Origin of the sequence: Clostridium sp. AT4 (assembly GCF_001517625.2) — a bacterium.
GTDB lineage: Bacteria > Bacillota > Clostridia > Lachnospirales > Lachnospiraceae > Enterocloster.
Map to the genome: position 1 here is coordinate 967,257 of NZ_LN999828.1, position 12,360 is coordinate 979,616.

The 12,360-nt window shown below is 47.3% G+C and carries 11 protein-coding genes; 9 read left to right on the forward strand and 2 right to left on the reverse strand.

Going from position 1 to position 12,360, the window contains the following annotated elements; translation table 11 throughout:
* Positions 1-56: 56 nt before the first annotated feature.
* On the reverse strand, positions 57-1,487 hold the full coding sequence (locus BN3656_RS10745) for an amino acid permease (RefSeq protein WP_066547807.1): 1,431 nt from the start codon (positions 1,485-1,487) through the stop codon (positions 57-59).
* A gap of 163 nt (positions 1,488-1,650) precedes the next feature.
* Here BN3656_RS10745 and BN3656_RS16875 point away from each other — a divergent pair, with 163 nt between their 5' ends.
* The gene (locus tag BN3656_RS16875; RefSeq protein ID WP_066547810.1) at positions 1,651-2,124 is read left to right on the forward strand and encodes a hypothetical protein; all 474 of its coding nucleotides are present in this window, start codon (positions 1,651-1,653) and stop codon (positions 2,122-2,124) included.
* A 115-nt stretch (positions 2,125-2,239) separates the two neighbouring features.
* Complete coding sequence (locus BN3656_RS16880; RefSeq protein WP_066547821.1) at positions 2,240-2,740, forward strand: phospholipase D-like domain-containing protein; 501 nt, start codon at positions 2,240-2,242, stop codon at positions 2,738-2,740.
* 8 nt (positions 2,741-2,748) lie between these two features.
* Here the strand turns inward: BN3656_RS16880 and BN3656_RS10755 are convergent, their stop codons facing one another.
* Positions 2,749-4,044, reverse strand: a complete 1,296-nt coding sequence (locus BN3656_RS10755) for a glycosyltransferase family 2 protein (RefSeq protein ID WP_066547824.1) — start codon at positions 4,042-4,044, stop codon at positions 2,749-2,751.
* A 282-nt stretch (positions 4,045-4,326) separates the two neighbouring features.
* Here BN3656_RS10755 and BN3656_RS10760 point away from each other — a divergent pair, with 282 nt between their 5' ends.
* From BN3656_RS10760 to BN3656_RS10790, 7 genes are all read left to right on the forward strand, one after another.
* A complete protein-coding gene (locus BN3656_RS10760; protein WP_066547836.1) occupies positions 4,327-7,074 on the forward strand; it encodes a diguanylate cyclase in 2,748 nt (915 codons plus the stop codon).
* A 36-nt stretch (positions 7,075-7,110) separates the two neighbouring features.
* Complete coding sequence (locus tag BN3656_RS10765) at positions 7,111-8,274, forward strand: GGDEF domain-containing phosphodiesterase (RefSeq protein ID WP_278284812.1); 1,164 nt, start codon at positions 7,111-7,113, stop codon at positions 8,272-8,274.
* 112 nt (positions 8,275-8,386) lie between these two features.
* The gene (locus BN3656_RS10770) at positions 8,387-8,818 is read left to right on the forward strand and encodes a hypothetical protein (protein WP_066547840.1); all 432 of its coding nucleotides are present in this window, start codon (positions 8,387-8,389) and stop codon (positions 8,816-8,818) included.
* Complete coding sequence (locus BN3656_RS10775) at positions 8,815-9,786, forward strand: ABC transporter permease (RefSeq protein ID WP_066547844.1); 972 nt, start codon at positions 8,815-8,817, stop codon at positions 9,784-9,786. The genes BN3656_RS10770 and BN3656_RS10775 overlap by 4 nt, the downstream gene beginning before the upstream one ends.
* A gap of 33 nt (positions 9,787-9,819) precedes the next feature.
* A complete protein-coding gene (gene cdaA / locus BN3656_RS10780; protein WP_066547848.1) occupies positions 9,820-10,707 on the forward strand; it encodes a diadenylate cyclase CdaA in 888 nt (295 codons plus the stop codon).
* A complete protein-coding gene (locus BN3656_RS10785) occupies positions 10,685-11,992 on the forward strand; it encodes a CdaR family protein (protein WP_066547851.1) in 1,308 nt (435 codons plus the stop codon). Before cdaA ends, BN3656_RS10785 begins: the two co-directional genes overlap by 23 nt.
* A gap of 36 nt (positions 11,993-12,028) precedes the next feature.
* Positions 12,029-12,292, forward strand: coding sequence for an HPr family phosphocarrier protein (locus tag BN3656_RS10790; RefSeq protein ID WP_066547853.1), 264 nt, complete (start codon positions 12,029-12,031; stop codon positions 12,290-12,292).
* Positions 12,293-12,360 lie beyond the last annotated feature (68 nt).

Sequence of the window (12,360 nt, forward strand, 5' to 3'; positions counted from 1 at the left end):
AAAAGCCCTGTGAGATCCGGATGAACGGATGCACAGGGCTTTTTTCAGGTATTTTTTCAGCCGGCAGCTTTTTCGTTTTTCTTGATGATCGGAAGGATCAGGCCAAGAGCAGTAAGCACAAAAGGAGTGATCACGTTTAAAGCCGTAGATGCCGGATCGCCTTCTACATACATGCCAAAGATACAGCAGAATGCAGTGACAACGAAGCACCAGATACCGGCAGTCAGAGCAATGCCCTGATTTTTTACAAAACGGTATTCCGGATGGAACTTGTCTGCTGCCTTGCGCAGAGCGATGTAGGCTACGAATACCCACAGGTAACGCAGCGGCATGGTGACAGAGTTTAACTTGTTTAACTGTGTCAGTACAGCTGCGGCTCCGGGAACGAAGGACTGGATCAGAATAATACTTCCGGACAGGCCGGCTACCATAAAGATACCGTTGATATAAGCGCCATGCTGATTCTTCTTTAACAATTTGGTAGGAACGAACTGTCTTGCATCCTCATTGTCAAGAAGCATACGCAGCGGAGCATCGATACTTAAAACCAGAGTAGAGAACTGGCCGATGGCATTGCAGGCTGCATAGATAATTAACAGCAGGTTTCCTACATGGTAGTATTCACCCAGTTTCTGGAAGGACCAGTAAGCGCCGTTGGATACATAGGAGTTAAAGCTTTCAGAGCTTTCGTTGATCACAGAAGGATCGAACATCATACCCATAGCGATGGTTCCAAGGATTGCGCAGACCATAACCATAATGGCAAGAGCGATCATACCCTTGGGGAAACCGCGGGAAGGATCCTTTACCTTATTTACATAAGGGGAGATCTTCTCACAGCCACCTACGGCAAATACCAGGATGGATAAGGAGGTAAAGTATCCCAGGTTAAACTGAGGGATCAGTGTCTCCTTGCTGAATTCCATGGTAACATAGCCGCCGTTTGGATTGATGGCAGGAGCTGCAAACATCATCAGGATATACAGGATGGACATAACGAACATACTGGTTCCGGCAATGGTTGCAAGCTTTTTTAATGGGTTTAAGCCGCGGCTTGCTACCCAGCAGAAGAATAAAAGCGCAGCCAGTGTAGCCAGCTGGATCCAGATGGTTGGGAACTGGTCATAAGTAGTTCCGTTCTGGAAGAACATCCAGCTTAATGCCTTTAAGCCGCCGCTTCCCTTGCTGGCGATATAGGTAACGTGGCAGGCCCAGTAAGTCCAGCCTGCGTAGTAGGCAAATTTCGGGCTGATCGTTTCGTGGATCCAGGAGCTGACGCCGCCGCCGGAAGTTTTAAAAGCAGATCCCAGCTCGCCTACCATAAGGGCATAGGGCACAAAATACAGTGCGAACATCAGGATCCAGCTGAAAATAACCTGTATACCGTTAAAGTATACAAAGCCGTTGAGTACATTTCCGAAGCCCCAGACCGTAGAAAAGGCCATGAATGCCAGGGTGTACCAGGTGATTTTCTTTGTGTTTTCCATTGATAACCTTCCTTTTCTAAAATGTTTAACTTCACTAGGATATCATATTTCTATGAAATATTCAAATGAAAGTAATATTTTTTTATTAAAATTTTTAAGAATTTTTATTTATCTGTGATATACTTCTTTTTATAACATCTGAAAATGAAAGGGGAAGCTGCAAATGAAAAAATGGCTTCGATATACCGTTCTGATATTGCTTTTGTGGCTTTTATTCGTGATCCTTTGTCTGGTGGTCCCGCCGCTGTTTCATAAAGAAGCAGGATATGGCCCAGGGGCGGATGCAGAAGGAGATAGCTTTAGTACGCCGGAACGGATTCTCTGTATTGATGATAATAAAGAGGCTCTGATCTGGAGACTGAGACTGATCGGGGCTGCTAGAGAACGGATCATTCTCACTACCTTTGATTTCAGAGATGAGGAAAGCGGACAGGATATCATGGCGGCTTTGTGGGAGGCAGAAATACAGACAACCGGTTTTTGGGATATAATAAGGAAAGCTATAACGAGGATAGGGATCTGTTGGTCTATGGAGAGAAGCCGGGACAAGGTAGTTCTTTTCAGGCGCTGGAAGCATCTTTTCATGAGATTTGGAATCAGCCCTGCTGTAAGGAGTTTGATGCAAAAGGCGGCATAGGCGGGCTGGAGAAGTGCTGTGAGCGGGTGAAAGAGCGGTATCCGGAAGCCTTTGACCGGATTTATTCAAAAGAGGACTGGGAGAAGGCTACCATGGAAACCAGGGGAATTGAACTGTGGAGAATCCCACAGAGCCGGAAAATAAGAAGCCTGTTGTATGGGAAAGGATGATCGCAGCCATGGAAGGGGAAGAAGATATCCTGGTACAGACTCCCTATATGATCTGCAGCAGAAAGATGTATGAGGATCTTCGCTCTGTCTGTGAAAAGGGCGCCAGAGTGGACATTGTGATTAATGCCGTAGAAAGCGGCACCAACCCCTTTGGATGTACCGATTATCTTAATCAGAAAAAGAAGATCTGCCAGACTGGAGTCCATATTTATGCGTATCTGGGAGACCAGGCGCAGCATACCAAATCGCTGGCAGTAGACTGCCCTGAATTAAACGCCTCTATCCGTGAGCAGGCACAGCCATTAAAAGAAAAAAGCCGCCACATGAGCCCGGATGGCCGGACTGAGGACGGACAAAATTATGAGCCGAGGGAGCAGGATATGGCAAAAAGGGCTGTATACGCGCTTCTCCGGATCGTAATCAGTCCTTTCCGCCATGTGCTGTAGGGGAAATCCTATCGCCCCTGTCCCTTGTTTGGAATCAGCTCTCCGGCCGTATTTCCATGGCAGATGGGTTTCCATTCTACCTTTTTGACAAGGGCAACGGCAGAGATCGGAATATAGGTAAACATAAAAATCGGGAAGGTGAAGGTATAAAGGATCTTCCTGCCTGCAGACATGGCAATCTGTTTCCATTCTACCGCCATGGTGATAGCGCCGTAGATCAGAAGGCTCACATAAAACATTCCAAGCGTCCTTCCAAGAAAGAAGATATTTTCCTCCACGATCATCCGGGCAATATAGCCGGGTTCTGTAAGATAGGCGCCCAGCATGACCACGTTGATGATCAGTGCTGCCAGGGTAAAAAACATTCCCGGTGCTACCGTCATAAAAATGTCATAGCAGGAGAAACCCTTTCTGCCCGGACGGAAGCAGCCGCGGATGAGATCCAGGCTGTAGTGCCAGTCAACCTGATAAAATCCCTTAGACCAGCGCAGTCTCTGTCTCCAGGACTGTTTAAAGTCTACGGGCTGTTCATCGTAGATAACGGCCTTGTCACAGTAGCCGATCACTTTTCCATCAATGGCGCAGTTTACAGAAAATTCAATATCCTCGGTCAGAAGATGGAAGGGCCAGCCTCCCTTTTCACGGATGACTTCTCCGGATACCAGAAACCCGGTGCCGGAAATGGCACAGTTGGTTCCCAAAAGCATACGGGGGAAGTTAAGGAAGCGGGCTTCGCGCAGAAACCACAGTCCATATCCGGCAGAGATCCAGTTGGCTCCGAAGTTTTTGGAATTGCGGTAGCTGGTCAGAGCCGCATAGTGGCCGCCGTCAAATGTATTGTTCATTTCCCGTACGAAATTGGGATCTACATAATTATCGGCATCAAATACAAAGTAGCCGTCATAAACATCCTTTCCGGAAGCGGACAGACATTTAAACAGATAATCCAAAGCGTAGCCCTTTCCGATCAGCTGGCGGTTAAAGCGGCGGTATACCTTGGCGCCTGCCTCTAAGGCTACCTGAGCCGTATTGTCGGTACAGTTATCGGCGATCACATAGATATCAAGAAGCTCGGAAGGGTAATCCTGGGCCTTCAGGCTTGCGATCAGGCCGCCGATTACATTTGCCTCATTTCTGGCAGAAATCACAGCTGCATAGCGGTGAAGGGCATGGGAGACATCTGTCTCTTTTGTGTGCCGTTTCCACAGACCTAACAGCAGATAGCCAATCTGATAGAAATAAAACACAACAAAGATAGTGGCCATTACAAAATTAAAATAATGAAGCATTCGCAGTGTATTCATATCTAACCTCTTTACATGATATTTGGATCCTGTTTGTGATACAGAATCACAGTATTAGAATCAATATAAAAAAATAGCATATTTTTAAAATAATACAAGAGTTTTAAGCAAATTCATAAAAAATTAATATTTACTTCATATAGTATTCAATTATGAATGATAAGCAGCGTATCTGTCTGGTTCACTATTTACATTACATGGAACTGCGGATATAATAAATGACAGAATACATTTCTTTTCCGGACAGGAAAGAGAGAATAGACGGCAGAGGGGTGCAGGAGTATGGATTATGAATTTGATGCGGAATTTTTAAAGAGGATTATAGAACGGATGCAGTCCAGCCTCTATATTACAGACCCTGTTACACATGAGATTCTTTATACCAACGGATATATCAAGGAGGCTTTTAACTGTGAAATGCCGGAGGGGAAATATTGCTGGGAGATTCTGCAAAAGGATATGAAGGAACCCTGTCCTTTCTGCAAAATACCGGCTCTGGCTGACAAAGAATTGGGAGAAGCCATTGTCTGGCGGGAGCACAATGAGGCTTCAGGCCGTGATTATATCAATTATGACTGGCTGGAGGAATGGAACGGGCGCAGGTATCACATACAGAATTCCGTGGATATTACCTCCTTTCTTCAGCTGTCCATCGAGGCCTCTATTGACGAACTGACCGGGCTCTTAAACCGGAATGCGGGAAAAAATCATCTAAGCGAGGTTCTTTCCTCCTTAAAGGAGGACGGGCTTTGTACGGTAGCTCTTTGCGATCTAAATGGATTGAAATGGGTCAATGACACATATGGCCATCTGGAAGGCGACCGTTTTTTAAAGGTTACGGCCTGTACCATGCAGGAAGGGATGGAGGCTTCTGATTTTGCTTTCCGCCTCAGCGGAGATGAGTTCATTCTGGTTTTCCAGAATAAGGATTCTGATCAGGCAGCCGGTATTCTTGAGGAAATCCTTGCGCGCTTAAAGGAGCGCAGACAGTCCGTTGGCATCGATTATGAGGCAACCTTCAGCTACGGTCTGGTGACTGTGAATGGAGGCCACAGGCTCTCTGTTTCCGACGTTCTTTCCGTAGCGGATATGCAGATGTATATACGCAAGAGAGATTATCACATATTATCCGGAAAGCAGGCAGCCAGACGGCTCAGCAAAGAAGCGGCGACGAGAGGAAACGCTTTTTCCTATCATAAAGACCAGCTTTTAGACGCCCTGTCGGAGAGTCTTGATGATTATATCTTTGTAGGCAATCTGAAGACAGGAGAGTTTCGTTATACCTGGCAGATGGCGGAGGACTTTGGGCTTCCCGGGCAGGTGGTAAAAAATGCAGCTTCCTTTTGGAAACGCAGGATCCATCCGGATGACGCAAGAATGTTTTTGGACAGTAATCAGGAGATTGCAGACGGAAGGACAGACCGCCATGCCATTGTATACCGGGCGAAGGCAGCAGACGGCACATGGAAGCATCTTTTATGCAGAGGGCGGATGTACAGAGATGGAAATGGCCGCCCGGAGCTGTTTGCAGGGGTGATCCGCAATCTGGATAAAGAACATGAAAAGAGCCTGATGGCTCCAAAACCGGGAATTGCCAGAACTACGGTGGGACAAAAGGAGCTGGATTCCTTTTTGACGACGGCTATTATACGGGCTTCGAAGGGAAGTGCGGATAAACCTCTGGGAGAGAAGGAACTTCTTTTTTCCTTCCGTTTCAATCTGACCAGAGAACGGCTGGAGGAGCTTTGGGGGTTGGATGAGAAGCTTAACAGAGAGAGCAGTGACAGAAGCCTTTCCTTCCTTTTAGGCTACATCAACAGCCATATTGCCAGCGAGGATGACAGGAAGCGGTTTGGACTCAGATATAACAGAGAAGAGATCTTGCGGGATATCACTTTAAAACGGGCAGTTCCGTCCTTTGAATTCAGGGAAAAGGACAGGGAAGGAAGGATCCGGTGGGCCAGAATGGATTTCCATGCAGTGCGGCAGAATGACGGAGATCTTCTTTTATATGGCTATGCCAGAAACATTGATGAGCAGAAAAAGAGAGAGCTGGCGCTGGAATACAAAGCCGGAACTGATATTGTCAGCGGTTTTTATGATCAGACAACCGTCCGCCTTATGATCCAGAGCATACTGGAAAATAAAAACAGCAAAAACGGTATTCATGCTACGCTGATCCTGGATATGGATGATTTTTCAAAAACAGGAAAAAATTGGTCCAGAGGCGAAAAGGAAGAGGTTCTCCGTCAGGCCAGCACGATCCTGCGCAGCAGCCTTCCGCCCCTTTCCGTGGCAGGACGGCTGGAGCAGGATGTATTTCTCATCTTTTACTTTGATATCTCCTCAGCAGATGAGATCAGGGAGGAGGCTGGCAGACTGCGCAGGCTGCTGTGCCGGACGTATCAGGCGGGGGACGAGCTTTTGTATATGAGCTGGTCGGCAGGTCTTTGCTGCAGCTGTGAGGAAACCGTTACATACGACCAGCTGTATCACAGGAGTTTAAAAGCTCTGGAACGGGCTAAATATGAGGGCAAAAACCAGATGAAGGTCTATGGGGAGAGGAGTGAGACAGCAGAGAGGCAGAAGCTTTCCTGGGAGCTTTTAAGAGAATGCTTCAAAATTGGGGATACCGGTATTATACCACCGGCCTTTGGAGAAGCAGCGGCTGCGCAGAGGCTTTCTTTTATTCCAGCAGAAGAAGCTTCTCTTTTATGGGAACGTCTGGGTGCAAGATCTGGACAGGAACAGGTGTTTGAAGCAGAAAAGAGGGAGGAAGCTGCCTATGGGGGGCTGGAAGGCCTGCTGGAAGAAACATCGTATCAATTCCCGCTTTTGTGGACTGGCTGCTGGGGAGACTGCCTTACAGGCCTGCTTGTAGCAGAAGGGGTATGGGATAAGGAACAGTGTTCCAGAGTATTGAGGGAAATTTCCGGCTTTGTGGGAAAGATGGCCCAGTACCGTTTGATGCAGGAAAAATACAGCTATGTTATGACCCATGACAGGGAATCAGGGCTTTTAAATTATTAGTCCTATATCCGGTGCCTGAGCCACGAAAATCAGGAAATCTATTCATCCATGGGAGTAGCAGGGATCCATATCTGGGATTTTAAGGGATATAATCAGCGCTATGGCCATGCAGGAGGCGACCGGCTTTTAGCACAGCTGGGAGAGAAGATACGGGAAATTTTTAAGGGGGCGGACTGCTACCGCATCAGTGGAGCGGGCTTTCTGATCCGTTTTGCAGATGTAACAAAAGACCGGTTTGAGGAACAAGGCAGGCGGTTTCAGATGGAAGCAGAAACGCTGTGCCCGGGGCAGATTCTCTGCGAATATGTGTGGACAGCTCAGGTTCAGGCGCCCATGAAGCTTCAGCAGCAGGTGGAGGAAAAACTGCAGATCGCCATGAACCAGAGAAGTACCAGGGCCTATGGCGGAAGGACGCCTGCCGCAGCCCGAATGCTTTCTGAGCTTAAACAGGCGATAAAAAGAGGCGGGTTTACTGCTTTTTTCCAACCCAAGGCAGACTTAAAAACAGGCCGTATCTGTGGAGCAGAGGCGCTGGTGCGCTATCAACATGGAAGAAAGGGTGTAATTACGCCGGATAAATTTCTGCCGGAAATTGAAAAGGCCGGGCTGATCCGCTATATTGACCTTTTTGTGCTGGAGGAGAGCTGCCGCCTGATGCGCCAGTGGCTGGATGAAGGCTGGGAAGGATTTCCTGTTTCTCTTAATTATTCCAGAATTACGATTTTAGAGCCGGGGATATTAGAAGAAACCTGCGGTATTACAGACCGTTATCGTATTCCGCACAGGCTTATTTCCATTGAGATTACAGAAACTATCAGCGCAGTAGACAATATCAGCCTGAAGGCCATTACCACAGCATTTACAGAGGACGGCTATGGTATTTCCCTGGACGATTTCGGAACGGAGTACAGCAATATCCATGTGCTTTATGATCTCCCGATCAAGATCCTGAAAATAGACCGAAGCATTGTCACAGATATGTTCCACAATCCAAAGGCAGGAATTGTGGCCCAGAGCGTATTTGCGGCCTGCAAAAGCCTTAAGATCCGTACGGTGGCCGAGGGCGTGGAGACAAAGGAACAGGCAGATATTTTAAAAGAAATGGGCTGCGATATGATCCAGGGTTACTATATTAATAAGCCGCTTCCGGGCGATTGCTTTAAAGAAACCTGTCTGTCCTTTTCGGACATACAAAAATAAAAGTTCATTTAAAGTGTCGCAAAATATAAAAAGTTGTGGTATACTGAATTGACATATTTTGAGAATCCTGTGCCTGTAAATCATTTCCGGGCATATAATAAGGAGCGTTCCTATGCTGAATGAAGAGAAGATCCGCTATATGACAGAGCTGGCCATATTTGAAAAGAATGAAGGCAGAAAGATTTTTCCCGTAAACCGTTTTTTTAGGAGCGATTATGTGGGCGGTCAGATGTTCAGGGGCTTTTTCGGCTATACCTTCAGCTTCCTTTTGATCGTTTTCACCTGGGCGATGTACAGATTGGATGTGATCTTGGGCGGGGCCGGGCCCGACACGGTTCTTGGCTGGATTAAAAACGGGACGTTTGCATATGTGGGAGGTCTGGTTTTATATCTTGCCGTTACCTGGAAGATCAGCTCCCGGCGCTATGAGATAGCCGCACGGAGCCAGACGATGTTTACAGCCCGCTTAAAACATCTGATCAGACGATATGGAAAAGACCAGCCGGATACAGGCAGAGAAAAACGGGGAGGAAGAGCTATATGACAGGACTGCTGCTCTGGAAAGAGCATCTGAAGGGATTTTATCAGAAATATAATCAGCTGCTCCATCCGCTGATCCGCTTTCTGTTTACATTGTGCACTGTTTTAAGCATCAATTCTACTGTTGGATATATGGCAAAACTTAAGAATCCACTGGTGGTTTTTATGGTCTGCCTGGTCGGAACGCTGCTTCCCAACTGTATGCTGGTATTTCTCATAGGGGGATTTTTGGCAGTTCATCTGTATGCGGTGTCTGTAGAAATGGCGCTGATCGCGGTTCTTGTGATGATGATAATAGGCATCCTTTATTATGGCTTTAAACCGGGAGACAGCTGGCTTATGGTTCTTACGTCGCTGGCATTTCTGTTTAAAATCCCTTATGCGGTTCCGCTTCTGGTAGGACTGGGAGGAAGCTTAAGTTCCGTGATCCCTGTGGGCTGCGGCATCTTTTTTTACTACCTTATCATGTATGTAAAGCAGAATGCAGGCGTTCTCACAGGAGAAGCCGCCGTGGACATGGTACAGCGCTACAGCCAGATTGTGCGGTCCGTATTTTTAAATCAGACCATGACGGTGATGATCGCTACCTGTGCGGTAGGTATTCTTGTGGTATACCTGATCCGCCGCCTTTCCATTGACTATGCCTGGCTGGCAGCCATTGTGACAGGTTCTGTAGCAGAGCTTGTGGTGATCTTTATCGGTGATTTTGTGTTTGGTGTGCCGGCAGCACCTCTTGAAATGGTTGTGGGGATGCTGGTGTCGGCGGCTTTGGCGGCTTTGTATAATTTCTTTATTTTTTCAGTAGACTACTCCCGCACGGAGTATGTGCAGTTTGAGGACGATGACTATTACTACTATGTAAAAGCTGTTCCAAAGATGACTATGAGCACCACAGATGTGCGGGTAAAAAAGATCAATACGCACAGGCGGAGCGCAAGAGAGCGTGAGCCGGGAGGAACAAGGCAGCCGTAACATATGATATTTGTGAGAGGAGGGCGATAGAAGATGGATATTTTTCTGGAAGTGCTGGATAAGCTGTCATCCTGGCTGTCTCTGCTGCCCAGGATCTCAGCCAAAAATATAGTGGAGATCGCTATTATTTCTTTTCTTGTCTACGAGCTTTTGGTCTGGATCAAAAACACCAGAGCCTGGACTCTTCTAAAAGGCCTTTTGGTGATTTTTGCCTTTTCAGTGGTTGTGGTGCTGTTTAAGCTCGATACCATTCTCTGGATCATCAAAAATATTACAGCCATTGCGGTAACGGCTCTTTTAGTTGTATTTCAGCCGGAACTCAGAAAGGCTTTGGAGCAGCTGGGAAGCCAGAATATTATTACCAATTTTCTTCCGGTAGACTCTTCCGGTAAAGAAGGAAGCGGATTTAATGAGCGTACGGTCAATGAGCTGGTCCGCGCCACCTTTGAAATGGCAAAGGTAAAGACGGGAGCTCTGATGGTGATTGAACGCGGCACCTCCTTAAAGGAGATTGAGCGTACGGGAATTGAGATCAACGGACTGATCAGCAGCCAGCTTCTGATCAATATATTTGAGCACAATACCCCCCTTCATGACGGAGCAGTGGTGATCCGGGGAAATCGGGTAGCAGCAGCTACCTGCTACCTGCCTCTGTCGGATAATATGTCCATCAACAAGGCTCTGGGAACACGCCACCGTGCGGCAGTAGGCGTTAGTGAAAGTACAGACAGCCTGACGATTGTTGTATCAGAGGAAACGGGACGTGTTTCCGTTGCTCAGGAAGGACATCTTCAGACGGTATCTGACGCAGAAACCCTCAGAACGATCCTGTCCGGGATCCGGGAAACAGCCGAACCGTCTGGCAGTCGGTTTAGGTTATGGAAGGGAAGGCTGATCAATGGAAAAAAAGCTGATAAATAATTTAAAACTGAAAATTCTTTCCGTATTCATCGCTTTCTTTGTATGGCTGGCTGTGGTAAATATATCAAACCCTGATATTACAGCAACCCAGATCGTGTCTCTGGATGTGATCAATGAATCTGTGCTTACCTCCAGTAAAAAGACCTATGAGCTTTTAGACGACAGGAGTACGGTTACTGTTTCCTACAAGGTCCGGACTCTGGACGCAGGAGGTGTTTCTCCTTCAGATTTCAGAGCCTATATTGATCTGGCAGATATGTATGAGCCTACAGGTGCAGTTCCTGTCAAGATAGAGGTTAAAAATAACCGTGTGGATTCGGTAGAAGCCAAGCCGGGAGTGATCCGTGTAAGGACAGAGGATCTGCAGGAGAAGCCTTTTGAGCTTACGCCTAAATATGTAGGAAAGGCGGAGGAAGGCTACCGCCAGGGAAGCGTCAGTTTGTCACCGTCTAAGATCGTTGTAAGCGGCCCCCAGTCTCTGGTAGGACAGATCAGCAGCGTGGGGATTGAAATCGACTTAAGCGGGGCGACGGAGGATCTTACCGGTACCAGGCCCATTAAATGTTACGATGCCAATGGCGAGGAGATTGCCCTGGATGAACGGGTTATTTTAAGCCGGACGGAGGCGGATTATGATCAGTCTATTCTCAAGGTAAAGAATCTGGGATTGAATTTTGAAACAGAGGGCCGTGTGGCAGAAGGATACCGCTATACAGGGATTGAGTCCAGCATTAACTCGGTGGAAGTAGTCGGACTTAAATCCGATCTGGCGGGAATCAATTCCATTACCATTCCGAAGACAGAGTTGAATATGGACGGAGCTGATTCAGACCGCAAGGTCAATATTGATCTGAAACAGTATCTGCCGGACGGAGTATCTCTTGCAGGAGAGGAAAGTCAGATTACGGTTACCATCAAGGTAGAGCCTCTTGAAACAAAGGATATTGTGCTGGGAGCCGATGCAGTCCGCCAGGTAGGTGCATCCAGCCACTATAGCTATCAGTTTGACCGGGATCAGATCACGGTTACCATCAAGGGGCTGGCGGAGGATCTGGATCAGCTGACCGAGGAAAGCCTGGAGGCAGAGGTGGATGTAAGCGATATGAAGCCCGGAACCCATACGGCAGAAGTAACGTTTCAGCTGGGAGCCGCCTATGAGCTGGTAAGCTGTGATCCTCTTCAGATCATTGTCCATGACCGGACAGAGGAATCAAAAGAGAGCATGGAAACGGAAAGCCAGGCAGAGACAGAGGAAGAAAGCGCCTCTGCTTCCGAGCAGTCATAGCAGCGTGTATTATGGATAAGACAGGAGTGAAGTTATATGGTAAATGAGGCAACTATAATTAAAAATCCATCCGGCCTTCACTTAAGGCCGGCAGGAATTTTGTGCAAGGAAGCGTTAAAGTTTAAATCAAAAATATCCTTCAGGGTCCGCAACGTTACGGCCAATGCAAAGAGTGTTTTAAGCGTTCTTGGAGCCTGTGTCAAATGCGGTGAGGAAGTGGAATTTATCTGTGATGGTTCCGATGAGGAAGAGGCTCTTAAAGCCATTATCCGTCTGGTGGACGACCGTCTGGGAGAATGATGACGGCAACCAAAGGTTGTGAGTATAAATAAGGAAATACCGGTATGGGCCGGGATTTCAAAATATTA